31 protein-coding genes and 1 tRNA gene are annotated in these 24,620 nt (G+C 66.5%); 16 read left to right on the plus strand and 16 right to left on the minus strand.

Annotation, left to right across the window (positions count from 1 at the left end; translation table 11 throughout):
• Positions 1-6: 6 nt before the first annotated feature.
• The gene (locus tag BMX17_RS13010; protein ID WP_092660726.1) at positions 7-996 is read left to right on the plus strand and encodes a hypothetical protein; all 990 of its coding nucleotides are present in this window, start codon (positions 7-9) and stop codon (positions 994-996) included.
• Here the strand turns inward: BMX17_RS13010 and BMX17_RS13015 are convergent.
• The 7 genes from BMX17_RS13015 to BMX17_RS13045 form a co-directional block, all read right to left on the minus strand.
• Positions 993-1,427, minus strand: a complete 435-nt coding sequence (locus BMX17_RS13015) for a dCTP deaminase/dUTPase family protein (RefSeq protein WP_092660728.1) — start codon at positions 1,425-1,427, stop codon at positions 993-995. The genes BMX17_RS13010 and BMX17_RS13015 overlap by 4 nt on opposite strands.
• Positions 1,428-1,469: 42 nt before the next feature.
• Entirely contained in the window at positions 1,470-2,036 is a 567-nt protein-coding gene (locus BMX17_RS13020; RefSeq protein ID WP_092660731.1) for a sensor histidine kinase, read from the minus strand.
• Between the two features lie 108 nt (positions 2,037-2,144).
• A complete protein-coding gene (locus BMX17_RS13025; RefSeq protein ID WP_092660733.1) occupies positions 2,145-3,239 on the minus strand; it encodes an aminopeptidase in 1,095 nt (364 codons plus the stop codon).
• 48 nt (positions 3,240-3,287) lie between these two features.
• Complete coding sequence (locus tag BMX17_RS13030) at positions 3,288-3,809, minus strand: GNAT family N-acetyltransferase (RefSeq protein ID WP_092660735.1); 522 nt, start codon at positions 3,807-3,809, stop codon at positions 3,288-3,290.
• A gap of 57 nt (positions 3,810-3,866) precedes the next feature.
• Positions 3,867-6,509, minus strand: coding sequence for a valine--tRNA ligase (locus tag BMX17_RS13035; RefSeq protein WP_092660737.1), 2,643 nt, complete (start codon positions 6,507-6,509; stop codon positions 3,867-3,869).
• Positions 6,510-6,646: 137 nt separating this feature from the next.
• The gene (locus BMX17_RS13040; protein ID WP_092660739.1) at positions 6,647-7,138 is read right to left on the minus strand and encodes a hypothetical protein; all 492 of its coding nucleotides are present in this window, start codon (positions 7,136-7,138) and stop codon (positions 6,647-6,649) included.
• Positions 7,138-7,611 (minus strand): OB-like fold-containing membrane protein, encoded by a 474-nt coding sequence (locus tag BMX17_RS13045; protein WP_092660741.1) that lies wholly within the window; start codon positions 7,609-7,611, stop codon positions 7,138-7,140. Before BMX17_RS13045 ends, BMX17_RS13040 begins: the two co-directional genes overlap by 1 nt.
• A 97-nt stretch (positions 7,612-7,708) precedes the next feature.
• Here BMX17_RS13045 and gnd point away from each other — a divergent pair, with 97 nt between their 5' ends.
• The 3 genes from gnd to BMX17_RS13060 all read left to right on the plus strand — a co-directional run bounded on the left by gnd (position 7,709) and on the right by BMX17_RS13060 (position 9,408).
• On the plus strand, positions 7,709-8,620 hold the full coding sequence (gene gnd, locus BMX17_RS13050; RefSeq protein WP_092660743.1) for a phosphogluconate dehydrogenase (NAD(+)-dependent, decarboxylating): 912 nt from the start codon (positions 7,709-7,711) through the stop codon (positions 8,618-8,620).
• A gap of 83 nt (positions 8,621-8,703) precedes the next feature.
• A complete protein-coding gene (locus BMX17_RS13055; protein ID WP_092660745.1) occupies positions 8,704-9,285 on the plus strand; it encodes a 2Fe-2S iron-sulfur cluster-binding protein in 582 nt (193 codons plus the stop codon).
• Positions 9,286-9,335: 50 nt separating this feature from the next.
• Positions 9,336-9,408: transfer RNA gene (locus BMX17_RS13060), tRNA-Arg, on the plus strand.
• A 315-nt stretch (positions 9,409-9,723) separates the two neighbouring features.
• On the opposite strand, the gene BMX17_RS13065 is transcribed toward BMX17_RS13060, so the two are convergent.
• Positions 9,724-10,995, minus strand: coding sequence for a saccharopine dehydrogenase family protein (locus BMX17_RS13065; RefSeq protein WP_092660747.1), 1,272 nt, complete (start codon positions 10,993-10,995; stop codon positions 9,724-9,726).
• A 213-nt stretch (positions 10,996-11,208) separates the two neighbouring features.
• Here BMX17_RS13065 and BMX17_RS13070 point away from each other — a divergent pair, with 213 nt between their 5' ends.
• The gene (locus BMX17_RS13070; RefSeq protein WP_092660749.1) at positions 11,209-11,547 is read left to right on the plus strand and encodes a hypothetical protein; all 339 of its coding nucleotides are present in this window, start codon (positions 11,209-11,211) and stop codon (positions 11,545-11,547) included.
• A gap of 126 nt (positions 11,548-11,673) precedes the next feature.
• Positions 11,674-11,970 carry a hypothetical protein gene (locus BMX17_RS13075; RefSeq protein WP_092660751.1) on the plus strand — a complete coding sequence of 99 codons (297 nt, stop codon included), beginning with the start codon at positions 11,674-11,676 and terminating at the stop codon, positions 11,968-11,970.
• On the opposite strand, the gene BMX17_RS13080 is transcribed toward BMX17_RS13075, so the two are convergent.
• A complete protein-coding gene (locus BMX17_RS13080) occupies positions 11,967-12,290 on the minus strand; it encodes a rhodanese-like domain-containing protein (protein WP_092660753.1) in 324 nt (107 codons plus the stop codon). The genes BMX17_RS13075 and BMX17_RS13080 overlap by 4 nt on opposite strands.
• Before the next feature lie 105 nt (positions 12,291-12,395).
• Between BMX17_RS13080 and BMX17_RS13085 the strand changes: the two genes are divergently transcribed.
• Positions 12,396-12,575, plus strand: coding sequence for an HVO_0416 family zinc finger protein (locus BMX17_RS13085; RefSeq protein WP_092660755.1), 180 nt, complete (start codon positions 12,396-12,398; stop codon positions 12,573-12,575).
• Positions 12,576-12,704: 129 nt separating this feature from the next.
• Here BMX17_RS13085 and BMX17_RS13090 read toward each other — a convergent pair whose 3' ends face one another.
• Positions 12,705-13,178, minus strand: coding sequence for a helix-turn-helix domain-containing protein (locus BMX17_RS13090; protein ID WP_211611335.1), 474 nt, complete (start codon positions 13,176-13,178; stop codon positions 12,705-12,707).
• A gap of 232 nt (positions 13,179-13,410) precedes the next feature.
• Between BMX17_RS13090 and BMX17_RS13095 the strand changes: the two genes are divergently transcribed.
• The 3 genes from BMX17_RS13095 (at position 13,411) to BMX17_RS13105 (ending at position 16,089) form a co-directional block, all read left to right on the plus strand.
• Entirely contained in the window at positions 13,411-13,764 is a 354-nt protein-coding gene (locus BMX17_RS13095; RefSeq protein WP_092660760.1) for an ArsR/SmtB family transcription factor, read from the plus strand.
• A 95-nt stretch (positions 13,765-13,859) separates the two neighbouring features.
• On the plus strand, positions 13,860-14,162 hold the full coding sequence (locus BMX17_RS13100; RefSeq protein WP_092660762.1) for a DUF7521 family protein: 303 nt from the start codon (positions 13,860-13,862) through the stop codon (positions 14,160-14,162).
• 85 nt (positions 14,163-14,247) lie between these two features.
• Positions 14,248-16,089, plus strand: coding sequence for a UvrD-helicase domain-containing protein (locus BMX17_RS13105; protein ID WP_092660764.1), 1,842 nt, complete (start codon positions 14,248-14,250; stop codon positions 16,087-16,089).
• Here BMX17_RS13105 and BMX17_RS13110 read toward each other — a convergent pair whose 3' ends face one another.
• Positions 16,090-16,335: a DUF7533 family protein gene (locus BMX17_RS13110; protein ID WP_092660766.1), complete on the minus strand. Its 246-nt coding sequence runs from the start codon at positions 16,333-16,335 to the stop codon at positions 16,090-16,092.
• Between the two features lie 89 nt (positions 16,336-16,424).
• On the opposite strand from BMX17_RS13110, the gene BMX17_RS13115 reads away from it, so the two are divergent.
• Together BMX17_RS13115 and BMX17_RS13120 are read left to right on the plus strand one after the other, a co-directional pair.
• Entirely contained in the window at positions 16,425-16,808 is a 384-nt protein-coding gene (locus tag BMX17_RS13115; RefSeq protein ID WP_092660768.1) for a hypothetical protein, read from the plus strand.
• Positions 16,809-16,842: 34 nt separating this feature from the next.
• Positions 16,843-17,475 (plus strand): riboflavin synthase, encoded by a 633-nt coding sequence (locus BMX17_RS13120; RefSeq protein WP_092660770.1) that lies wholly within the window; start codon positions 16,843-16,845, stop codon positions 17,473-17,475.
• Here BMX17_RS13120 and BMX17_RS13125 read toward each other — a convergent pair.
• From BMX17_RS13125 to BMX17_RS13140, 4 genes are all read right to left on the minus strand, one after another.
• On the minus strand, positions 17,472-18,485 hold the full coding sequence (locus BMX17_RS13125; protein WP_092660772.1) for a PrsW family intramembrane metalloprotease: 1,014 nt from the start codon (positions 18,483-18,485) through the stop codon (positions 17,472-17,474). The two genes, BMX17_RS13120 and BMX17_RS13125, sit on opposite strands and share 4 nt — an antisense overlap.
• Before the next feature lie 43 nt (positions 18,486-18,528).
• Complete coding sequence (locus tag BMX17_RS13130; protein ID WP_092660774.1) at positions 18,529-19,431, minus strand: ABC transporter permease; 903 nt, start codon at positions 19,429-19,431, stop codon at positions 18,529-18,531.
• Complete coding sequence (locus BMX17_RS13135) at positions 19,428-20,471, minus strand: ABC transporter ATP-binding protein (RefSeq protein WP_092660776.1); 1,044 nt, start codon at positions 20,469-20,471, stop codon at positions 19,428-19,430. Before BMX17_RS13135 ends, BMX17_RS13130 begins: the two co-directional genes overlap by 4 nt.
• Before the next feature lie 67 nt (positions 20,472-20,538).
• Positions 20,539-21,225: a helix-turn-helix domain-containing protein gene (locus BMX17_RS13140; protein WP_092660884.1), complete on the minus strand. Its 687-nt coding sequence runs from the start codon at positions 21,223-21,225 to the stop codon at positions 20,539-20,541.
• 143 nt (positions 21,226-21,368) lie between these two features.
• On the opposite strand from BMX17_RS13140, the gene BMX17_RS27305 reads away from it, so the two are divergent.
• From BMX17_RS27305 to hisE, 4 genes are all read left to right on the plus strand, one after another.
• Complete coding sequence (locus BMX17_RS27305; protein WP_280141396.1) at positions 21,369-21,494, plus strand: hypothetical protein; 126 nt, start codon at positions 21,369-21,371, stop codon at positions 21,492-21,494.
• 191 nt (positions 21,495-21,685) lie between these two features.
• Positions 21,686-22,270 carry a pyridoxal 5'-phosphate synthase glutaminase subunit PdxT gene (pdxT, locus tag BMX17_RS13145; RefSeq protein ID WP_092660778.1) on the plus strand — a complete coding sequence of 195 codons (585 nt, stop codon included), beginning with the start codon at positions 21,686-21,688 and terminating at the stop codon, positions 22,268-22,270.
• 64 nt (positions 22,271-22,334) lie between these two features.
• The gene (locus BMX17_RS13150; protein WP_092660780.1) at positions 22,335-22,781 is read left to right on the plus strand and encodes a bifunctional nuclease family protein; all 447 of its coding nucleotides are present in this window, start codon (positions 22,335-22,337) and stop codon (positions 22,779-22,781) included.
• Between the two features lie 22 nt (positions 22,782-22,803).
• Positions 22,804-23,097, plus strand: coding sequence for a phosphoribosyl-ATP diphosphatase (hisE, locus tag BMX17_RS13155; RefSeq protein ID WP_092660782.1), 294 nt, complete (start codon positions 22,804-22,806; stop codon positions 23,095-23,097).
• Positions 23,098-23,141: 44 nt separating this feature from the next.
• Here the strand turns inward: hisE and BMX17_RS13160 are convergent, their stop codons facing one another.
• Entirely contained in the window at positions 23,142-24,563 is a 1,422-nt protein-coding gene (locus BMX17_RS13160; protein WP_092660784.1) for a hybrid sensor histidine kinase/response regulator, read from the minus strand.
• Positions 24,564-24,620: the final 57 nt, after the last annotated feature.

The raw sequence follows: 24,620 nt of genomic DNA on the forward strand, positions 1-24,620 counted from the left end.
CGATCGATGAGGTTAGCCGTCGCCGTCGTCGCCGTCCTCGCCGCCGTCCTGCTGGCCGGGTGTTCGCTGCCCAGTGATACGCTCGGGTCGGATACGGAGCCGTGGTCCGAGACCGAGTTCGTCGTCGCCGTCGACGCGGGACCGCGGGATTCGACAGCCAACTACACCGCGGACACCCGCGCAGCCATCGACTTCTGGGAGACCAACGCTCAGCAGTACCTCGGTCACCCCGTCGAGTTCACCCTGCAACCCGACGCCACCGACCCGGACGTGGTCGTCCGCGTCGTCGCGGAAGTGACCGACTGCGGGACCGAGGACCACGCCGCCGGCTGTGCGCCGCTGGCCGAGGACCTCCGGGAACAGCCGACGCCCGTCACGGTGCGGGTCAGACGCGGGTTCGACCGCGAGTCGACCCGGCAGGTCCTCAAACACGAGTTCGGGCACATCCTCGGGCGGGGCCACGACGACCGGCCGGCCGACGTGATGCGGGCCGAGAGTACGCTCGCGACCGAACCCCGGCCGGACGCGACCGACCGCCCCGTCCCCTGGAGTAATTCCGAACTGGCGGTCTACGTGGACACCGGCAACGTCTCGGCCGACGACCGCGCACAGGTCCGCGAGCAGGTAGACCACGCGCTCGACTACTACGCCGACGGCGCGGCGGGGACGGTCCCGGCAAACGTCTCCTTCCGCCGGGTCGAGGACCGCGCGGCCGCGGACGTGGTTGTCGCCTTCCCCGATCGGCTCCCCTGTGAGGGGATCGATCGGTCCCAGGGGTCCTGTCGCCAACTCACCGGAATCGACCCCGACAGCGACGGCACGAGCGAGCGCTACACCCGCGCCGAGATCTACCTGACGGGGCTCGCGCCCGACGCGGTCGGCTGGCACGTCGGCCGCTGGCTCGGCGACGCCTTCGGTGCCGCCGACGTGACCGACCTCGCGCCGCCGTTCCGTGACGCCTCCTACGAGGACCGTCGCAGTGACTGGTGGCGCTAGTCGAGCCCGACGATCGTCGACACGCGCGCGTTCTCCTTCAGCCTGAGTCCGGCACCGCCGACCGACAGCGGCACGCGGTCCAGTTCGGTCACCCGGAGCGTCGGATGGAAGGCCCCGCGGGCCAGCAGTTCGTCGCGCGTCTGGATCACGAATCGGCGGTCCGCCGGCGCGTCAGCCGCCACTGACTCGTTGTATTCGAGCAGGTACTGGCCGGTGTCGAGGTGCCACCACTCGTAGTCGTCATCGGCGTCGCGTTTCTGGCTCGGGTGGGGCTCGGTCTCGGCGGGGGCGAGTTCGCCGCCGCCGAAGTCCACTCGGCCAGGGGCGGTCACTTCGTACACGTCGGCGACCGTCAGGTCGAGGCCGCCGTCCCCGGTCTGGGTCGGTTCGTGGACGATTCCCTCGACGAAGCGCGCTGGATCGGCCTGCATAGCCACGAATCGTCGTGCCCGACGGAAAAAATCTCACCAGGTTCAGGCGCTCGCGTCCGCCCTCGTCACGGTTTCGTCGCCGTCGGTCTCCCACGTGGAGTAGAAGCGGACGTCGGAGACGACGAACCGGGCCCCGCCGTCTTCTCCCTCGCCGGCCTCGACCGCCCAGCCGTAGGCGTGACAGAGCGTTCGGACCATCCCGAGGCCGAGCCCCTGGCAGTCGGCGCGGGTACTGTAGCCCAACTCGAACACTCGTTCCCGCTCGTCCTTGGGGATACCGGGGCCGTCGTCCTCGACGGCGAACCCGTCGCGGGCCCGGACGAGACGGACTCGTACGTCCCGACCGCCGTATTCGACCGAATTCTCGAACAGGGCCTCGAACAGGCCTCTCAGTTTCTCCGGGTCGGCCGCCACCGCGAGATCCGTATCGATCTCGACCGTCAACGTCGCCGACGGTGGTGCAGTCGCCTCCCACGCGTCGGTCGCGGTGTCAGCCAGCGACACCTGCGTCCGCTGGGAGCGGCCCCACAGCCACAGCCCGCAGGCCCCGAGGACGGCGACGATGCCGCTGCCCAGCAGCGCCCCCTTCAGTACGGTGTCCGCGACCATCGTACAGACGTTCGGCGGTCACGGTAAAAAGTCTCATACCCGGATTTTTCGATTCGATAGTCGGGGTATGGAAAAAGGAAGCCGAGACTCTCCCTGCGGTCGACCCTCCTACTCCCACCGAAAGACCCCATCCGCCTGCACCACGTCGCCGTCGATCACCAGTCGCGACCCCTCGTCCATCCGCCGGATCAGGTCGACGTGGACCGCCGACTCGTTGCGCTCGTCGGCGTGTCCCTCGGAGAAGTTCGAGGCGTAGGCCCGGCCGAGCGCCATGTGGACGGTCCCGCCCATCTTCTCGTCGAAGAGGATCGTGTCCGTCGGGCGGTCGATCCCGCGATTCATCCCGATCCCGAGTTCGCCCAGCCGTTTCGCCCCGGCGTCGGTCTCCAGCGTCTCGGCGATGGCGTCTTCCCCCTGCGCGGCGGCGAAGTCGACGACCTCGCCGCCCTCGAAGGTCAGTTCCACGTCCCGGACCCGTCGGTCCGAGATGGTCATGGGCACGTCGAACGTGACGGTGCCCGCGACGGACTCGACGACGGGCGCGGTGAACACCTCCCCGCTGGGCAGGTTGTGCGAGTCGTAGGCCACCGAGGCGGCGCTGTTGACCGCGATCCGGTTCTCGACGGACATGGTGAGGTCGGTCCCCGCGCCGACGATGCGGACCTCGCTCCCCGCATCCAGCAGGTCCTTCAGCTGGCCCATCTCCGCGGCCAGTGACTCCCAGTCCCGGAGGACGGCGTCGTAGACGAAGTCCTGATACTCCGCGTAGGCCATCCCGGCCTGCTGGGCGAGCGAGCGCGTGGGATGGATCGTCGATACCCAGTCGGTGTCGAGGCGGGCCTCGCGGATCCCTTCGCGGGCGCGGGCCGCGGCCTGCCGGCGGTCGCTGGGCACGTCCGCCAGCGCCGTGGTGTTGCGCCCGCCCCCCAGCGAGAGGACGCTATCGGCGCGTTCGTACATCGCCAGTTCGTACTCGGGGTCGTCCTCGAAGTCGCCGTCGTGGCCCCGGAGGTACGCCCGCGAGATCTCGTCGGAACTGTAGACGGTCAGCAGGTTCGCGCCGCGCTCGCCCAGTTTCTCGGCGACGGCGACCGCGAGGTCGTGGGCTCCCTCCGACACCCGGAGGACCACGTCGTCGCCGGCCTCGATGCGTGCGCTCCAGTCCACCAGCGTCTCCGCGTGGTCGTGAACGCGCTGGTCCATGCCGACGGAGAGGGGCGGGACCGTCAAAACGGCGGTGATCGGCCGCGCTCAGTCGGCCCATTCCCCGGCGAGCAGGCCGAACAGGAGTGTGTCCCGGTGGGCTCCCCGAACGTAGTCCTGTTCGCGGAGCCGTCCCTCTCGCTGGAAGCCCAACGTTTCCAGAACCGCCGTCGAGGCGTCGTTGTGCTCGAACACGCGGGCCAGAACCTTGTGGAGGCCCCGATCCGCGAAGGCATGGTCGAGACAGAGTTCGGTGGCCTCGGTCGCGTACCCCTCGCCCTGCTGGTCGGAAGCGATCCAGCAGCCGATCTCGGCGTGGTCCCGGTGGGGCTCGATATCGAACAGGAACACAAAGCCCACCGGTTCGCCGTTCCGGCAGGGGAGAAACTGGACGGACGACTCGTCGTCCTCGACGAAGGCAGCGAGGTCGTCACGGGAGATGGGTGTCGGTGCCGGCGCTCCCTCCCTGATCGCCGGGTCGTTGCCGTGTTCCAGCAGGAACGCGTAGTCGTCGCGTGTGACGGTCCGGAGGGTCAGCCGGTCACCGCGGAGGAACGGAGCGCCTGACATACCGGCCCGTCACGACAGCTGACAAAAAACGTTCCCCACGTGTGTCGCCGACCGGTGCTACTCCGGATAAATGAGGATCGTCGCCAGGTCGGTCTCGACGACTTCGACTTCTTCACCGGACTCGGCGCGGTGTTCCTCGTGGATTTCGACGGCGTCACCCGGAATCACGGCGACCTCCTCGCCGAGATCCAGTTCGATCTCGCCGTCGAGTTGTTGCTGCTGTTTCACGTCTTCGGGGTCGGCCTCCTCCAGCGCGGCGACGATCTGGCCGGTCCGCTCGCCGAACTCGGGGCCGATGACGCTGTGGTCGGGGTCGACCTCGACGGGGACGAGTTCGATGGCAGGGACGCCCTCCCGGACGTGGACCGGGGCGTTGACGGCCTCGCTGAGGTCGTAGGTGTCGACGGCGCGCTCGGGGGTCTCCTCGGGGTAGACCTCGATCTTGTCGAGTTCGGCGTTCAGCGCGATGCCGGCGTCGGACTTCCAGCTTCGAACCGTGGCGGCGACCTCGGCGATGAGTTCACCGGCGAGTTCGGCCTCCTCGTCGTGCATATCGATATCGGGCCAGTCGGCCGCGTGGACGCTGCCCTCGGTGTGGGGCAGGCCGTCGTAGGCCTCCTCGGTCAGGAAGGGGGCAAACGGCGAGAGCATCCGCAGGGAAGCCGACAGCGCAGTCGCCAGCGCCTGCTTGGCGGCGTTTGCCTCGCCGGGACGGCCCTCGTAGAGGCGACCTTTGATGAGTTCGAGGTAGTCGTCGGCGAGGTCGTGCCAGACGAACTCCCGGAGTTCACGCAGGGCGGCGTCGAAGCGGTACTCGTCCATGTGGGCGGCCACCGAGTCGGCGACCTCCGAGGTCCGCGAGAGGATCCACTTGTCGGCGTCGCGGTAGGCCGGGTCCGGCCGGTCGAGGTGCTCGGTGTCGAGGTGCCCGGAAGCGAACTTCGTGATGTTCCAGATCTTGGTGCCGAACTTCGAGGCCGACTTGACCTCCTTCCACTGGAACTGGATGTCGGAGCCGGGCTGGCCGCCCAGCGCCATCGCCTGCCGGAAGGCGTCGGCGGAGTACTCCTCGACGGCTTCCTCGGGCTGGACGAAGTTGCCACGCGATTTGGACATCTTGTTGCCGTCCTCGCCGAAGACCATGCCGTTGATGAGCGCTTCCTCCCACGGGATGTCGTCGGCGATCTCGCCGGTCCGGAGGAGCGTGTAGAACGCCCACGTGCGGATGATGTCGTGGCCCTGCTCGCGGAGGGCCGTGGGCTCGAACTCTTCTTCGGGCCACCCTCTCACATAGAGCGGCGTGATCGAGGAGTCCATCCACGTGTCCATCACGTCGGTCTCGCCGGTCCACTCGTCGTTGCCACACTCGGGACACTCGTCGACGGCGGGCCCCTCTTCGGTCGGGTTCGCCGGCAACTCCTCGGGGCCGGCGACGTGGATGTGGTCACAGTCCTCGGTCTCGCAGAACCAGGCGGGGATCGGGGTCGCGAACACGCGCTGGCGGGAGATGACCCAGTCCCACTCCATCCCGGTGGTCCAGTCCTCCAGCCGGTCGTACATGTGCTCGGGGATCCAGTCGACCTGCTGGGCGCGTTCGAGGATGGCGTCCTGATCGACCTCCACGAACCACTGCTCCTTCGAGAGGATCTCGATGGGCGTGTCACACCGCCAGCACTGCCCGACGGCCTGCTCGGTCGGTTCGGTATCTTCGAGGTAGCCTTCGTCGTCGAGGTCCGCGGCGATGGCCTCCTTGGCCTCGTCGATCTCCAGGCCGGCGTACTCGCCGGCGTCGTCGTTCAGGCGGCCGTCCTCGGTGAACACCATCCGCAGGTCCAGGTCGTGTTCGGCCCACCACTCGACGTCCTGTTTGTCCCCGAAGGTACAGATCATCACCGCGCCGGTCCCGAAGTCGGGGTCCGATTCCTCGTCGGCGATGAGTTCGACCTCCTGCCCGAACAGGGGGACCTCGAAGCGGTCGCCGATCCGGTCCGCGTAGCGCTCGTCGTCGGGGTGGACGGCCATCGAGACACACGCGGCCAGCAGTTCCGGGCGGGTCGTGGCGATCTCGATGTCCTCCGTTTCGTCGTCAGCTCCCTCGAAGGTGACGTAGTAGAGGGTCCCGTCGACGCCTTCTTCAGTTTCGACCTCGGCGTCGGCGATGGCGGTCTCACACCGGGGACACCAGTTGACGGGGTGTTCGTCCCGGTAGACCAGATCGTCGTCGGCCATCTCGACGAACGACCGCTGGGTCGTGCCCCAGTACTCGGGGTCCATCGTCCGGAACTCGTGGGTCCAGTCCTGGGAGAACCCCAGGGTCCCCATCGTCTCTTTCATCGCGTCGATCTGGTCCTCGGTGTGCTCGATGCACATCTGGCGGAACTCGTCACGGGGCACGTCCGTCCGGTGGATTCCCTGGTTCTCCTCGACTTTCACCTCGGTCGGGAGGCCGTGACAGTCCCACCCCTGCGGGAAGAGCACGTCGTCGCCCACGAGCCGGTGGTACCGGGCGGCGAAGTCCATGTAACACCAGCCCAGCGCGTTCCCGATGTGGAGGTTGCCGGTCGGGTACGGCGGGGGTGTGTCGACGACGTAGTCCGTATCCGAATCGCCGTCGTACTCGTAGACGTCCATGTCTTGCCACTCGTCACGCCACTTCGGCTCCACCTGGTCCGGGTCGTAGTTGTCGGGTAACTCACTCATATTTTAGAATGCGCTGATGGGTCGGTAGCCTCGCACAGAATACGTGTGACTGCTCCCCTCGCTAACGTACTACCGACGACATCAGGCCCATACATCCCGGTTGTTCCGGTCGACTGTATAACTTTTCGCTTCGGTCGTCACTGGGCCGTTCCGAACACGTACCTGTCCAGCAGGAACACGCAGGCACCCGCGAGGACCGCGACGACCGTCACGCGCGGATCCGAGGTCACGTAGAGGTTCGGCGTCGGCGGCCGCCACCAGAGCGGATACAGCCAGAACCCGGCGTGTCCGTCGGCGTACATCCGCAGTCCGTCGAGGACGAGCGAACTCACGCCACCGGCGACCAGCAGGCCGAACACGCGCCGCCGGGACTCGGTGAAACACAGCGTGAGTCCGCCCGCGACGACGAGCACGCCACCGAGCGAACTGATCGGCGCGTACGAAAAGGGCACCCCGAGCAGGCCTTCGAGTATCCGCTCGTCGACGAGGCGTTCGACTTTGAGCAGGTCCGGGATCGCCGCTCCGGCCATCCCGATCGGGACCCAGCGGTCCGTGATCGCGTCGATCCGCCAGCCGGCGACCGTCAACAGGACGTACACCAGCAGGACGTGTGTCAGTAGCTCCGCCATTATCGCACCTCGAACCCGAGTCCATCGGTGTCGAATCGCCAGCGTCTGAAAAACAGGACGACCACGAGGAGCGCGCCCACGAGCGAGACGCCGTATTTGAAGACGAGGGAACTCCCGGCCGGGTTGACCACGACGACACGGTCCGCTGCGAGGTGGTGGTCGGGTTCGACCGTGCCGTACACCTGCACCGCGCCACCGGGCTCGACGGACTGCTCCACGCCACCGACCGTCAGCGGGAGCGGTCCCCGGCCGGTCTCGACCAGTATCTCGACTGTCGCGTTCTCGCGGTCGACTGCCTGGACGGTCCCGAACAGGAACGTCCGGTCGCCGACGTGTGACTCGTAGTCCGTTTCGAGCGCGTCCCCGGTCGGATACGGCCAGTTGGTCTCGTAGTTCGCGTCGTAGTGGACCCCCATGCCGAGCACGAGTAGACCCACCAGCACGATGCCGAACAGTCGCAGACTGGGACGCATTGGTTTGCGTTGTCGGTGTCTCTCGCCGCCGGGTAAAGAGCGGTTCGGGTTCGCGGTGAACCACAACCCATACCTCGCCAGCGCGGAGAGGGCGGGTATGGAAATCGGTGTTATCGGACTCGGGCGGATGGGCCGGATCGTCGTCGACCGCGTGCTGGACGCGGGCCACGACGTGACTGCCTTCGACATCGACGAGGAAGCCGTCGCGGACGTGGCCGATGCGGGCGCGACGCCGGCGGACTCGATCCCCGACCTCGCACAGCGACTGGGCGAGGACAAGCGCATCTGGCTGATGGTTCCCGCGGGCGACCCCGTCGACGCCGCGCTGGAGGAACTCGCCCCGCACCTCGACGGCGACGACGTGGTGGTCGACGGCGGGAACTCCCACTTCGAGGACTCGGTGCGCCGCGCGGAGGACACCGACGCGGCCTATCTCGACTGTGGCACGTCGGGCGGCCCCGCGGGCGCGGAACTGGGCTTTTCCCTGATGGTCGGCGGCCCGGGGTGGGCCTACGAGGAACTCGCGCCGGTCTTCGACGCCGTGGCGACCGGGCCCGAGGGCCACGACCGGATGGGTGCGGCGGGCTCCGGTCACTACGTGAAGATGGTCCACAACGGCGTCGAGTACGCGCTGATGCAGGCCTACGGCGAGGGGTTCGAGTTGCTGGCCAACGGGCGGTACGATCTCGATCTGGAAACTGTCGCGCGCACGTGGAACAACGGTGCGGTGATCCGCTCGTGGCTGCTGGAACTCTGCGAGGAGGCGTTCCGCGAGGAGGGCTCCGATCTGGGAACGGTCGCGGACCACGTCGCGGGCGGCTCCACCGGCACGTGGACGGTTCAGGAGGCACTGGAACAGGAGGTGTCGGTGCCGCTGATCTATCAGGCACTCGCCGAGCGGTTCGACTCGCGCGCGACCGACGAGAAGCCGGGCCGGTTCTCGCGGCGGTTGGCCAACCGTCTGCGGTACGGGTTCGGGCGACACGAGGTCGCACGCCGGGAGGAGTGACTGCGCGACCCGGGGGCACGCCGGTCGTTTCCGACGATCTGCAGTCCGTCACTTAGATAAACCCGTATTCCGTAGCTCGCGGTATGGTAGATGCAGGAATCCTGACCGGGGCGTTTCTGACGCTCGTGGCGGTCGCCCTTCACTACTCGAAGGGGACCGGCTGGGAGGCCAACGAGGATATCTCTCAGGAGGTCCTGGAAAAGCGGGCCGAGTCGGTCCCGGAGACGGAGTTCCCGGAGCCGATGAACCGCTCGATCGGTGGCGGCGGCGTCGCGGCCGGCGCGGTCGCCGGCGGATCCGAGGGCGAACTCGCTGAGGGCGGCGAGGACGAGGAAGACGAGGGCTTCGACCCCGACGCGATCGCCGACGACGAGGTCGAGACCTACGAGATCGAGTTCGCCAAGGAGGGCGAGACCATCGAGATCGCGAACAACGAGAACATCCTCGACATCGGCGAGGACAAAGGCTGGGACCTGCCCTACGCCTGCCGCGAGGGCTCGTGTCTCTCCTGTGCCGGCCACATCGAGGAAGGACCGGCCGACGAGTACATCCGGCACTCCAACAACGACACGCTCAACGAGGAGGAGATGGACAACGGGTACTGCCTGACCTGTACGGCCTACCCGACGGACTCGTTCACACTCGAAACCGGCGAGCAACCCTGAGCTCTGCGGTTCAAAACGGTTATACCGACGCCTCCTGTAGCACTGGTCGAGGGCGGCTAGTTCAGCGGACAGAACGCCTGGTTCCGGACCAGATGGTCGGGGGTTCAAATCCCTCGCCGCCCGTTGCTGTCGCGAACGATTCGTGAGCGACAGCAATCGGCACGAGGATTTGAAGTAGACCAAGAGGGAGCGAAGCGACCGAAGTGGGTGTGGTTCAAATCCCTCGCCGCCCGTCCACCTTTTTCTCCTCGGGTGACTCGCTACGCTCGTCACCACTCTCACCAGAACACGGAGTGTTCTGGTTGGCTCACGAGAGCTGTGCTCTCGTGAACGTCGAAAAACGTGGGCGAAAAACGGGACCGCACATTCGTTCGGTCCCGGGAACCGCGCTCGCTTCGCTCGCGCGGATGCTCGTGGTTCGAATCCCTCGTCGCTCCGTTAGGAGTCCACGTCCTCGCTCACCACGCTCGCGCTCGCGGTGAAGCCGACGGCCCGCAGTCGCTCGGCGAGCGGTTTTCCGATGGCCGACGCGGGCGTCAGGACGCCGCCGGACAGCGGGGAGTCGGTGTCGTCTTCGACCAGGCACATCGCGGACTCGCCGAGCATCCGTGCGGTCCCGCCGTAGCCCGGGTCGCGGTCGGCACCGATCACGGCGTCGACGGTGAAGGGGCCGTCCTCGTTGGTCCCCTGTCCGCGCACGCGAACCCGGAAGTGGCCCTGTTCCATCTGTTCCTCGCTCGGCCCGTCGCCGGGGTCGGGGAACACGAAGCGCTCGAGCGCAGAGCGCGTCGGGCCGATGGACATGGCGAGCGTGAACAGCCCGAGCCCGCCGGAAATCAGGCCCGCGGTCGCCGCACCGCCGAGCCCGGGGCCAGTGGGGATGACCTCGGTACAGCGGAAGCCCCGCCCCCAGGGGTACTCCAGCAGTGCGTTACTGCGGCGAACCACGCGCTCGTTCACTGGGGCCATCGGCGACGGGGCCGTCCACGACGACCGCAACGGGTCTTTTCGGGGGAGGCGCTGCTCGCCCGGATCGACGCCCTCGCGCTCTCCCGGTGGGGCCAGCGAGTACGGGTTCCCGAGCACCCGTCTGACCTCGGGGTCGTTCGACGCGGCCTCGAACAGTTCGGCTGCACTGGCCAGCGTACCACCACTCACACCGCCGCTCCCGGATTCCACGTAGATCCGGACCTGGCTACAGGGGGCCCCGAACTCCGCCCTGGCGAACGACTGGGCGAGCAGGGTGCCCAGATCGGCGGGGACGGAGTCGAAGCCACAGCTGTGGACGATCCGTGTGTCGGCGTCCACCGCCGCGTCGTGGTACTCGTCGACGATCTCCCGGGTCCAGTTCACCTCGCCGGTCAGGTCGCAGTACTCGGTCCCGGCCTCGACACACGCCTCGACCAGCGGGGTCCCGTACGTCGTGTACGGGCCGACGGTCGTACAGACGACACGGGTCTCACGGGCCAGTTCCCGGAGAGTCTCCGGGACCGTCGCGTCGCCGAGCACGATGGGGACCGACTCCCACTCGTCGCTCCCGTCGACGAGGTCGGACTCGACGGCTTGCAGCCGGGTTTCGTTTCGACCCCCGAGGGCCAGCGACAGGGTGTCGGGTGTGTACTGTTCGGTGAGGTACTCGGCGACGAGGCGGCCAGCCACGCCGGTTGCACCCCACACGACCAGATCGTATCGTCGGTCAGTGTTCGACACGGGTATCTACTCCCGGTTGTGGGGCCACGGGCTCAAGGGTTGCCATTGCGTGTGACTCTCTGGCGTGTGTGTTCGTTCCTCGCATCCAAACATTCATAATTGCGTAAAACACTCGTAGGAACCAGACTGGGGGAACGACGATGCAAGAACACGCCTACAGTGAGAGTCGGACAGACGGGGGCGACACGGGCGGTGAGCGACGAGGTGAGGCGGATGGTTAGGAGTGCGATCGCCCGCGTGCTGTTGGACGCGGCTATCGTGGCGCTGATCCTGGCGTCGATCGTGGAGGTAATCATCGACGTTCGGGGAATCGACACGCCGGAGTTCCTCCCATCGACACTGGCTGGACTGTCGCCGTCGGAGCCGGCGACGGCACTCGGCGTCGGTGGTATCGCCGTGCTCGTTCTCGGGATCGTCGTCGAGATGGCGCTCGTCGGCCCGCTACCCGGTGGCCGGTTCCTGGTCGGGACCATCGCGGTGCTCGCGTTCCTGCTCACCGGCGGGTTCCTCATCGGTGAGGAAGAGGAAGACAGTAGCGGCTACGGCGGGTGACCCGTCGCCCGGGGTGTCCATATACGCACCCCGGACGCCGATAGAGCCGCTACACTCGTGCGACGCGGCTCGTTCTCGACGGCCCGGAGCGGCACGGTTTTGCCTGTCGCGGTCCCAGCGCGGGGCATGGAGTCCATCGACGACGTCGAAACGTTTCGGGCGGAGCTGACAGAACTGCTCGCGGCCGCCGAGGACGGAGGTGTCTCCTCGGACGCCGTGGTGGGGCTGTTGACCGCGCAACTCGCGGGGATGCGCGGCGACGTACGCCTCCCGCTGTCGATGCCACCGGAGAGGGCTCGGGAGTTCACCGATGAGGCGAGCGACCACGTCGGTGAACGGATGGAAGTTGATCTACTCGTCTCCGAGGACGTGATTCAGGATCTAGAACTGCAGTTACAGGTCTTCGAGCGGCGACGCGACTAATCCTCGGTTTCGAGGTCGAACTCCCAGGCGTCGTAGCCGCCGGCGAGGCTGGTGACGGTGGCGTCGTCGTCGATGCCTTCGTAGGATTCGAGTAGCCGACCGGCCTGGACCGAGCTGACCCCTTCCTGACAGACCATGACGACCTCGTCGCCCCAGTCGATCTCGTCGATCCGGCCGGCCAGCTGGCCGTAGGGGACGTTCGTCGCGCCGGGGATGTGGCCGGCCGCGTACTGCCGGGGCGGACGGGTGTCGACGACCTGTACGTCCGCGCCGTCTTCGAGTTTTGACTGTAACCGCGACGGGGAAAGCTCCTCGACCATCGCCCGCCCGTAGACACGGCGCGGGCTAAAGCCCATCGTCCCGATCCGGTGAGACTTGTGTCCGACCAATAGAGCTAAATAGTGGTGTGGTATACCATATCATGTATGGCGTCAGCACCGAGCGACGACGAGATCTTCGATCAGTTCCTCACGGAGCGCGGGCACGAGACGGAGCAGGTCGGCTGGGACCGGAGCTACAACAAAAAGCAGTGCCCGGAGTGCGGTGGCCTCCACGACACCGCGGCGACAGAGTGCTCGGTGTGTGGCTGGGGACCGGGCAACTGACGGCCACGCGCGGCGCGCGGAGATTTTTCTCGGCGATTCGATGCATCAAGAGCCGCTGAAGCCTTCGAAAGAGAGCGTCCGACAGGAGTGAGGAGTCCTGCGCGGGTCGATGGGTGAACGGGCGGTCGGCTACAGCTCGTCCAGCGAGTCGTGCAGGAACAGGCCCAGTGCCAGATGGTGGTACATCGCCTGCTCGATCTGCGACCGGGCGGCGTCCTCGTCTGCGACGGAGTACTCTTTGGTCCGCACCAGCTCGTGCATCGACAACACGTCGTCGCCTTCGATATCGTGGAGCCGTGGGTACACCGTTCCCGGGCTCAGTTGGGCGTCGAACAGCCGCGACAGGTCGTCGATCAGCGCCTTCCCGTGAGTGCCATCCCGCAACGCGATCAGCGCGATGAGGATCTCGTCCAGGTTCTGTTTGACGATCTCGTCGTCGAACTCGAACGACTCCTCGACTGCCAGTCGTTCCATGACCGAAGACAACACCTGCTCCGGGTCGTCTTCTTGACCGGTGCCTGGGGCATCGGGTGACGCCGCCTCCAGATCGTCACCGGCCGAAAGTTCTTGTATCAGCGTATTCACCAGCGGACTCGTGCTCACGTTATCTCCGGACATTGGCAATCACTTGGACTCGATCCACACTCATCTCTCTCTACCACGGATATATAATGCCTCTCCCCCGGTTTCCGAGAATGAAAATGGGTATATAAAGGCATTTTCACGCGCTGAAAGAACCCCCACAGGACCGGGCACGATCGCTGGCCGACTGGACTTTCTCATCGGTGATACTCCCCGCAATATCTTTTTACACTGGTGGACTCTACACGGCATAGTGGCAGAGGAACGTAGTATCGAGGAGGTCCTCGACACGATCGGGGACGAGAACGCGCGGGAGATACTCGCGGCGATCAGTATCGAGCCGCGCTCGGCCAAGGAACTGGCCGAAGAGTGTGACCTGTCGCTTCCCACCGTGTATCGACGCATCGAGATCCTCGAGGAACACGACCTCGTCAAGGATCGGACGCTGGTGGCCGACGACGGCAACCACTACAAGATCTACGAGTCCAACTTCGACAGCACCGTCATCTCACTGGAGGAGCAAGGAGAGTACCGGGTGCGGATCTACCGCGAGGAGAACCTTCCCGACCGGTTCAGTCAGCTCTGGGACGAATTGAATCCGGAGTAAGTCACGCGCCGTCCCGCGGTCGTTCGGGACGGGCACCCGGCGCACGGCGAACTGTCCGACGTACTTTTATATTCAGTGGGTGAGCAGAGGGTGCCATGGTCGAGACGGTGGCGATCGCGCGCGGGGTCCTCGTCCTGATGCGACTCGTCACGTTCGGGTTGACGCTGGGGATCACGCTGATCAGCTTTCAGGCGTACCGGAAGAAACAGTCGGAGAAACTCCAGTCGGCGTTCATCGGCTTCGCCTTCATCAGCATGGGTGTCGCCATCACCAACGTCATCACGCAACTGGGTGCCGGCGGCGGGACCTCCTCGCTCCAGTTCATCTTCCTCCAGATGACCGAGACGATCCCCTTCATCATCGGTTTCGCCATGCTCTATCTCTCGCTGTACCGCTAACTACCGACGAGGGAAAAATTCGCGTATGGCCGGTTCGGAATCGAAGCCACGTTGCTTATGAGTGAGTAGCACCATTAGTGGTCTAATGACCGACACGACGCCCGAAGTGGTTCGCCTGTTCGGGGGGCCGGGGAGCGGGAAGACCACGGCCCTGCTGGACCGGGTCGAACAGTTACAGAAAGAGGGGGCAGACGTCCGTGATATCCTCGTCGTCTCGTACACACGCGCGGCGGCCGCGGAGATCCGCGAACGCCTTGCAGAGCGACTGGACATGACCCCGCGAGCCCTCCGGGGGAACGTCTCGACGATGCACGCGAAGGCGTACGAACTCCTCAATCTCTCGCGTGGCGACGTGGTGAGTGAATCTGACAAAGAGGAGTTCTGCGAGGAGTACGGCATCGAGTACGAGGACGAGAACAAGGGGGCACGCCGCCGCAGTGCCCGTTCGACGACCATCGGCAACAAGGTCATCGCGACCAGCCAGTGGCTCCAGCGCACCCGCCGTGACGTGGCCGACTGGTACGACGTGCCATTCAAGTGGAACGTCGAGAAAGTTCGCCTCCCCCCGGAAGAAGACCCCAACTCCCAGACCGGCAACAAGTACACGCCGACCTGGCCCTCCGACGACGACCGGATCGACGTACCCGAGGCCGTCCGCGCCTGGCGTGCCTACAAAGGCGAGAACGGTCTCGTCGGCTTCGCGGATATGCTCGAACGCGTCAAACAGCGCTCGCTCCTCCCCAACGTCGAGTACCTGGTGATCGACGAGTTTCAGGACATCACCACCCTCCAGTACGACGTGTACGAGGAGTGGAAGCCCCACATGAAGCGGGTCCTGATCGCGGGCGACGACGACCAGGTCGTCTACGCCTGGCAGGGTGCCGACCCCGACCTCCTGCTGGACGAGGACGTGACCGAGGACGAGGTGCTCCCGAACTCCTACCGGCTTCCCTCGAAGATCCTCAACGTCGTCAACAAGGAGATCAGCCACATCGAGAAACGGCAGGAGAAAGACCTCGAACCGCGCAAGGAGGGCGGTCGCGTCGAGGCCCCGCCCCGCCCTTCGATGCTCGATCTGGTCCGGAACGTTCGGGCCACGCTCGAAGAGGACGAGGACAGCACGTCGATGATTCTGTTCCGGGCGCGCTACCAGATGTTCCAGTTCATCGACGAGTTCATCGGTGAGGGGATTCCCTTCCAGTGTCTGACCGACCAGCGGATGTGGACCGACCGGCTGACCCAGTACGTCCGGGCCGTCGAGGCGCTGGCCGAGGACGAACCCGTCACGGCCCTGCAGGCTCGGCGGCTGGCGGATATGCTCGCCGACTCGGCCTTCGGCACCGGCGAGCGTGACGAACTGTTCGACGCCATCGACGAGGTCCAGGAAGAGGCCGACACCGACGACCTCGCGGAGATCACGGTCGAGCCCGAGTTCGTCCGCGATCACGCGCCGTTCATGCCCGATCCGCGGTCGGCGGCCGATATGCTCCGGAAGGTCACCAACTTCCAGGAGCGGTCGGTCGACGCCTACTTCTCGGGCGAGTATCAGGGGCTGGCCACCGACGCGGTGCGGGTCGGGACGATCCACTCCGCGAAGGGTCGCGAGGCCGACCACGTGTTCCTCGCGACCGACCTCACCGAGAAGGTGGTCGAGCAGATGGCCGCGACCGTCGAACAGGAGGGTCGGGACGTCCCGGGTGTCGAGGAGTTCACCAAACACACCGATCCGGTGCCGACCCTGACCGACAACGAGCGCCGCGTGTTCTACGTCGGGATGTCCCGTGCCCGCGAACGGCTAGTCCTGCTTGAGAATCTGGTCGACGGCGCGCCGACGCTGCCTATCGACGTGTTGCTGGAGAACGAGCCCTCCGAGAAGACCGTCGACCAGTTGCTCGACGAAGCGAAAAACGCCGTCGCGGTCCAGTAATCACTCGTCGTCGTCCTCGGGCGTCTCGACGACGGAACTGGCTACGTCCTGTGCGGCGTCGGCCGCCACGTCGGTTGGCTTGGTGACGTACTCCTCCGCGGCGATCATCAGGGCGGCGACGAGGATGAACGCGCCGCCGACGAGCCGACTGCCACTGAGGAATTTGTCGAGGCCGAACAGCGCGACCGGTGCGGCCAGTATCACCGCGCCCATCAGGCCGAACGTATCGAGGATGCCCAGGCCCATCTCGCCTGCGCCTTGGGAGCCACCGGACAAAAGCGGTGGGTGTTCGGCCTCGCGACACGTTTTTGCGCCTGGTCCGTCTGGGTTCGCGTATGGTCTCCCGCGAAAGTCGCGTCGCCCTCGCCGCCCTCTCGGTCGCCGCCCTCGTCGTCGCCGTGAGTCTCGCTTTGAACCTCGAAGCGATGCTCCCGTACGGAAGCACGATTCTCTATCTGGTCGCGTTCCCCGGTCTCGCCCTGCTCGTCCCGCAACTGTATCTGGCCCGGACGACCGACGACCCCGGAATGTGCAAGTGGCACCGCCGTGCCGGACTCGGACTCGCCGGGCTGATGACGCTGGCCGGCGCGGGCGTCGATCCGTCGGGTCGGACGGCGATGCAGGTGATCGGCGTGGGACTACTGATCGCGCTCTTGGTCTTCGAAGCCGTGCAGGGCTACTACGAGTCGTCGCTGTTCGAGGGCGCCAGCGCCGAATGAAAACGGGTTTCGGCCCGCCCCGCCTAGGGGGGGTATGTTCACCGGCATCGTCGAGCGGACGGGCGAGATCACCGACGTAACCGACGACGAAGGGGGCCGCCGGCTGACGGTCGCGGCCGACCTCGACGACCTGCATCACGGCCAGAGCATCGCCATCAGCGGCGCGTGCCTGACCGTCGAGGAGTTCGGCTCGGACTGGTTCTCCCTCTTTCTCTCCGAGGAGACACTCGACCGGACGTATCTCGGCGAGTTGACCGAGGGCGACCTCGTGAACGTCGAGCGGGCACTGCCCGCCGACGGGCGCTTCGACGGTCACGTCGTGCAGGGTCACGTCGATGGCACCGCCGAGGTGACTGCTGTGGAGCGAATCGGGGATGATTGGGCGTTCCGGTTTTCCATTCCAGAGGACATGGAGCGCTATCTGGTCGAGAAAGGATCGGTGACGGTCGACGGGATCAGTCTCACCGTCGCCACCCTCTCCGAGGCGGACTTCGGCGTCGCGGTCATCCCGGCGACCTACGACATCACGACGCTTTCCGAGAAGTCGGTTGGCGATCCGGTCCACCTGGAGGTGGACGTGGTGGCCAAGTACGTCGAACGACTGCTGGCGGCCGACGCCGATCTGACGGCGAGCCAGACACCCTACGCCGAACGATTCGAGGACTAGCCCAGATCGGGGCTGTCCGCCGGGTCGTCACTCCGATTGGCCCGTCGGTAGGCGTCGTTGTACTTCGAGAGCTTCCGGAGCAACAGGTAGACGAACAGGCCGTCGTAGAGGACGACGAAGCTCAGGAAGACGAGGAACGTATCGACGGCAGTCGCTCCGGCGACGATGGGGACCAGGACGGTGGCGCTGGTGTTGTAGGTGGCGTGGACGAGCGTGGCGATGAGGAGTCCCTTCACGACGATGGGCCCGGCGTCCTCGGGGTTGAACTTGGCGAGGCCGAGGTAGTAGCCCGCGAAGGCCGAGTAGATGACGTGGCCTGGCCCGGCCAGCGCCCGGATCGTCGCGATGTCCGAGCCGGCCTGGATCAGGTTCACGCCCGGGGCGACCGTCTGCAGGGAGTTGGTGATGTAGAGCGCGTTCTCGATGGTGGCGAAGCCGAGTCCGGCGACCGCACCGTACACCGCGCCGTCGATCACCGCGTCGAACGCCGGCGTGCGGTAGGCGTACATCCGGACGGCGAGCAGTTTCACGGCCTCCTCGACGGGACCGACGACGAGGAAGTAGAGTGCGAGCACTCCCAGAATCGGGACGAGGCCGAATCCCGAGCCGATCACCTGGACTGTGGTGCCGACGGTGTCGTTGAGAATCCCCGCGAAGTTCGCGAACAGGATGCCCAGCAGGAAGGTGACGACGAGGATTTCGAGGGGTTCGGATGTCGTCACGTCGGCCCGCCAGAGGTACGCCGCGAGGACGAACGCCGGCACGATAGAGAGCGCGACGAAGGTGCCGACCCGGGGGTCGACCAGCAGTCCGAACCCGCCGAGCAACAACTGGAGTCCGAGGATGAGGACCGCGGCGACGATGACGGTCCAGCGCAATCCGACGATAGCGGCGTGGTAGAGTTGTTGAGCGACCCGGTCGAGCCCGGACCGGGTCTCCCACTCCGAGATCTCGTAGAGGTCCATCGACCCGTCGTCCATCGACTGGACCGGGTCTCGATCCTCGTCCATATCCGTGGGTCGGGTGACTCGCACCTAACGTTTTGGCTCTCTCTCAGTGGACCTCGGCTTTCGCGGCGTCGCCGAGCAGGCGCAGGGCGGCCGCGCCGAGAACGAGGTTGCAGGCCAGGAGGACGGCGGCGGCGGGGACCACGGTGTTCCAGAGTCCGCCGAAGGCGGTCACGTCGAACACGCTCAGCACGTCCCGGCCGAGCATGAGCGCTCGGATGCCGTCGACGCCGTAGGTGATCGGGTTGACGACCGCGACCGCTCGAATCCAGCCGGGCAGGACCGACAGCGGGAGGAAGGCACTGGAGACGAACAACAGCGGGAATGTAAGCAGGTTCGCGATCATGATCGTCGCCTCCCGGTCGCGGGTCACCAGCGCGACGACGTTCGAGTACGCCATGAACACGCCGCCGAAAAGCACCGTGACGCCGACGATGCCGATCAGGCCCGGCAGGCCGGTCCGGAGATACCCCGCGGTCGTCGCGTCCGACGTGAGCGCCAGCATGCCATAGCCCAGTGCGAGGATGATCAGCGTCTGGACGGCGATGCGGACGACTTCCGAGCAGACCTTGCCGAGGAACATCGCGCCCCGGTGCATCGGGGAGACGAGCGTCTTCTCGAACATCCCGGTCTCCATGTCGTCGACCAGCCCGATCCCGGAGACGGCGGCCGCGGCCAGCGCCGACTGGATCACGATGGCCGGCGTGAGATAGGTGACGTAGTGTACGTCGCCGACGGTCGCGGCGAGCGCCGGACCGGCGACCGCACCCAGCACCTCGGCCATCAACACGAAGAAGATGACCGGCTGGACCAGCGAACTGAACGTGACGTAGGGGTTCCGGGAGGTCTTGCGGAGCCAGCGCGTCAGGCTGATCCGCATATCCGTGAGGGGACCGTTCCCGTCGGCCCGCCGGGCGGTGTCGCTCCCGGCGTCGTCGGCGTGACTCATCGGGCCACCTCTAGCTTCCGGACCGCGTCGTCCTCGTCGGTCGACTCCCGTTCCTCGCCGGTGAGGCTGAGGAACACGTCGTCGAGCGTGGGCGACCGCGCGTCGAAGCCAGTGATGGCGACCCCTGCTTCGTCGAGCGCGCGGAACAGATCGCCGATCCCGTCTCTGGCGTTCTCGGCGGTGATCGTGAGCCCGCTGTCCGTGGGTTCGACGGTCGGGTCCTCGAAGGCGTCCGACCGATACACGGCTCGTGTCGCCCGCTCGGTGTCCGCGGCGTCGACGAGGGTCACCTCGAGTACGTCGCCGCCGACGGCCGACTTCAACGCGGCCGGCGTGTCGGTGGTGACGACCTCGCCGTCCTGGAGCAGGGCGAGCCGATCACAGAGTCGGTCCACCTCTTCGAGGTACTGGGTCGTCAGGAACACTGTCGTCCCGCGGTCGTTGATCGACTGCAGGTACTCCCAGAACCGGAGCCGGGCCTCGGGGTCGAGGCCGGTCGTGGGTTCGTCGAGGAAGACGACCGGGGGCCGGTGGACGAGGACGGTCGCGGCGTCCAGTCGTTTCTGCATCCCGCCGGAGAACGTCTCCGCACGCTGGTCGGCAACGTCGTCGAGTCCCACGAGATCGAGCAACTCGGCGATGCGGTCGTCGCGCTCTCCCGTCGGGACGCCATAGACCTCGCAGGTGTACCGCACGTTCTCGCGAGCGGTCAGTTCCTCGTCGACGCTGGTCTCCTGGGCCATGTAGCCGATGGACTCGCGGACGGCCCGTGGATCCGCGGTGGTGTCGTACCCGTTGATCCGGACCGAGCCCCGGGTCGGGTGCAACAGTGTCACGAGGGTCTTGATGGTGGTCGTCTTGCCGGCCCCGTTCGGGCCGAGAAAGCCGAAGAACTCCCCGGCACCGACGGCGAGGTCGACGCCGCGGACGGCCTCCGTCCCGTCGGCGTAGGTGACGTGGACGTTCTCGGCCTCGATGGCGAGGTCGTCCGTCGGTGGGTCGGCACTGTCCGTTTCGGTCGCTGATCGTGTCGGTTGCATCGCTGGACACAGTGATATCCCACCGACCGGGCTAACCCTGACTCTCAGCCGTGCGGCCGTTTAAGTGTCAGTCGGGCAGTGGCGGCCAGGTCGAGGCGACGGTCGTCTCGATGACGTGGGTCTGGGCGCGCCGGAGGCGTTCGGACAGCGACGAGGCGGTGATTCCCAGTTCCGACGCCACGGCCTCCAGCGAGGCCGTCCGCGGGATCTCGAAGTAGCCCATCTCGTAGGCGGTCCGGAGCGCTTCCTGCTGGCGGTCGGTCAGGCCCTCGCCCGGGGCCTCGGGTTCCCCGTCGCGGGTGAGCCGCCGGAGGGTAAAGCCCGCGTTCGCCTGCCAGAACTCGCGGAACGCGTCGAAGGCCTCGCGGTCGGCGAACCACCCGGCCTGGATCCACCCGGTCGGTGTGGCTTCGATCCGTTTGATCAGGGCGTCGGTCGTCGCCAGCGCGCGCAGGCCGTCGAGGTCGTCGATGGCGTCGCCGAGCGTCCCCGCCAGACTCGTGGCGGGGACGGTCTGGTACTGTCGAGTGTCGCCCGCCTGCCCGACGAGGGTGTAGTCGGCGACGAACGCCGCGGACTCGAAGGCCCGCTCGATCTCGTCGGGTCTCCCCCCGGTCACGTACGCGACGAACAGCGGCCAGTTCCCGTGATTGTACTGGATCTTCAGATCCAGTTGCGTCTCGGGGACCGCCTTCGCCACCGATACGAGCGGGAGCGCCTCGCAGTCGATCTCGAACTCGGCGACCAGTCCCATGCCCGAGGGATGCTCGGCCTGGCCCATGTGCGTGTCGGACCGCGACGATGCTTGCGGGTAATCCGCCCATCACCTGGGTGATTAAACAGTATAATCTCGTTTAAGGGACAGCGCTTTACGCGCGTATCGGTCACTGACTGGTAATGACACGCTACAGCGCCAGTCGGGGGATCATGTACTCGGCTCCGCCGACAGACGAGGACGAGGAGGATGCGGTCGAGGCGGCGACGGCCGCCGAGAGTGGGGAAGCGGCGACGGCGGACGACTGACGGGAGGTCGAGCGGAGCGAGACCTCCGGACGAGTGAGCGGGGAGAAACGACCCGCGAACGGCTCGAACGAAGTGAGAGCCGTTGTTCGTGCGAGCGGGGACCGACGTGACCCGCGAGCGGCGCGACCGAAGGGAGTGCCCTCGAACGTGCGAACGGAGACGTTTTTCCGCACAGGTCCTAACAGAGGGTAATGACTGTGACTGCAGGCGTCGTCGCCGTGCAGGGCGACGTGAGCGAACACGCCGCGGCTATCGAGCGGGCCGCCGCGTCCCACGGGCAGGACGCCGAGGTGCGGGAGATCAGGGAGTCGGGGGTCGTTCCCGACTGTGATCTCCTGTTGTTGCCCGGCGGCGAGTCGACGACGATCTCGCGGTTGCTCCACCGCGAGGGGATCGCTCCCGAGATCGTCGACCACGTCGGGGCGGGCAAGCCGGTGCTGGCGACGTGTGCCGGACTGATCGTCCTCTCGACGGACGCCAACGACGACCGCGTCGAGACGCTGGATCTGGTGGACGCCACTGTCGAACGGAACGCCTTCGGCCGGCAGAAAGACAGCTTCGAGGCTCCACTGGACGTGGCCGGACTCGACGACCCCTTCCACGCCGTGTTCATCCGTGCGCCGCTGATCGAATCGGTCGGCGAGGCCGAGGTGCTGGCCGAGTGGGACGGGCGGCCGGTCGCCGTGCGGGACGGCCCGGTCGTGGGGACCTCGTTCCACCCGGAACTGACCGACGACGCCCGGATTCACGATCTGGCCTTCTTCGCCGCGGACTGACCGCAGCGGTGTGGCTGCGGGTCGGTAGCCGGGATTTTTGCCCGCCGACGCCCTCGGGCAGGGTATGGACGCAGCTATCGATGCCGTGCGAGTCGCCGGCACACCGACGGGGCCGGTGCCGGTCGTCTTGCTCGCGGTCGAGGGCGAGTCGGATCTGCTGCCGATCTTCATCGGGTTCGACGAGGCCGCGAGCATCGCCCGCGGGCTCGACGCCGAGGACATCGGGCGGCCGCTGACTCACGACCTCACGCTGAATCTGGTCGAGGAACTGGGCGGGCGGATCGAGCGTGTCGTCGTCAGCGACGTGGACGACGGCACGTACATCGCGGACCTCCACCTGGCGACGCCGCGGGAATCGACGGTGATCGACGCGCGGCCGAGCGACTCGCTGGCCCTGGCCGCCCGGACGAACGCGCCGCTCGCGGTCGACGAAGATGTCTTCGAGGCGGGACGACGCGATCCCGACGAGTTCGATGACATGGACGACATCCGCGAAGTGATGGAAGTTTAGTCGCCCGGCGAGAAGGGCGGGCATGGACGACACCGACGCCGTCCTCGACGAGTTGTTCGCGGTTATCGAGGACCGCAAAGAGCAGTTGCCCGAGGACTCCTACACTGCCTCGCTGTTCACCCACGAGAAAGGCGAGAACGCGGTGTTAGAGAAGCTCGGTGAGGAGTCGACCGAACTCCTGCTGGCGGCCAAAGACGACGACCGCGAGGAGATCGCCCACGAGGCCGCCGACATCGTCTACCATCTGCTCGTCTTGCTTTCGCTGAAAGACATGGATGTAGAAGATTTGCGGGCAGAGTTGCGCGAGCGGCGGTGAAGGTCGGGTTCGCACCGCTCGGGACCGGTGGGTACGCCGTACCGTCACTCGCGGTTCGGGCACACGGTGACGCCGGTGAACTCGAAGCGGGTTCCGTCGGCCCCGTCGGCCAGTGATACCTCCCAGCCGTGGGCCTGGACGATCTCCCTGACGATCGCGAGGCCCATGCCCGTCCCGTCGCCGGTCGTGTAGCCGTAGTCGAACACGAGGTCTCGCTCGTCGATCGAGATGCCGGGGCCGTCGTCTTCGACGTAGAACCCGACGCGATCGTCGTCGCCGAGGACGCCGATTCGGACGGTCACGTCGGGACCGGCGTGGGTGACGGCGTTGGAGTAGAGGTTCTGGAGCAGTTCCACCAGTCGGTCGGCGTCGGCTTCGATAGCGCAGTCGGTTCGACACTCCAGCGTGGCATCGGGGGCGTTGATCCGGCCCCACGCGGCACGGGCACAGTCGTCGAGGGCCGTCTCTCCGAGGTCGCCGATGACCCGTCCGTCACGGGCCAGTGTGAGGACATCGTCGATCAACGTCTCCATGCGGTCGACGGCGTCCTCGATGTGGTCGTGGTGGGCGCTCTGGCTCTCGGCCCGGGCGGCCTCGACGCGAGCGCGGATCACCTGCAGTGGGTTCCGGAGGTCGTGGGAGACGACACTCGCAAACTTCTCTAGTCGTTCGTTCTGCCGTTCGAGTTCCCGCTGGTACTGCTGACGCTCGGTCACGTCCCGGGAGTTGACGACCACGCCGGCCAGCGCGGGGTCTTTGAGTCGGTTGTGTCCGACCGATTCCAGGGTCCGCCACTCGCCCTCGGCGGTTCGCATCCGGTAGATGACTTCCCTGGTCTCGCCGAGCCACTCCTTCGGGTCGGCGAAAAACGAAAGCACCCTGTCCTGGTCGTCGGGGTGGATGCGGTCGATTGGTTTCCGACCGACGAACTCCGATGGGGAGTAGCCCATGATGTCTTCGATGATCGGATTGACGTAGCGGACCGTCCCGTCCCGGCGGTGGATGGTGAGCAGGTCAGTCGAGAACTCGACGAGCTGTTCGAACCGCCCGGCCGCCTCCGCCTCGCCGGTCAGGTCCGGCCGGACGCGAGCGAGCGCGTCGGTCAACCGGTCGGCCAGAGCGTCCGCGTCCGGGTTCGATTCCACGGGGACGTACTCGGTCACGCCGACCGAGAGGGCGTCGCTGACGAGACGTTCGTCGCCGTCACGCGAGAACAGGACGAACGGGACCGTCGTCCGCTGCTGTCGCGCCCGCCGCAGGAGATCGACACCGTCCATGTCCGCGAGCTCCGCGGCGCTCAGCACGGCACCGACCGGTCCCTCCTCCAGCAACTCGAGGGCCGCCGCGCCCTGTTCGGCCGTCTCCACCGATGACACCTCGGCCGTCTCGGCCAACTCCTCGCTCAGCGTGTCCGGATCCGGCTCGGGTGTGACTAGCACCGTCGGCGGGCAACTCCCGTCGACCATTGCTCGCGTTATGCATTCCTCCTACTTATCAATTTATGGTTATTTCGTCCCGGACAG

The organism is Halorientalis persicus (genome assembly GCF_900110215.1).
Taxonomy (GTDB): domain Archaea; phylum Halobacteriota; class Halobacteria; order Halobacteriales; family Haloarculaceae; genus Halorientalis; species Halorientalis persica.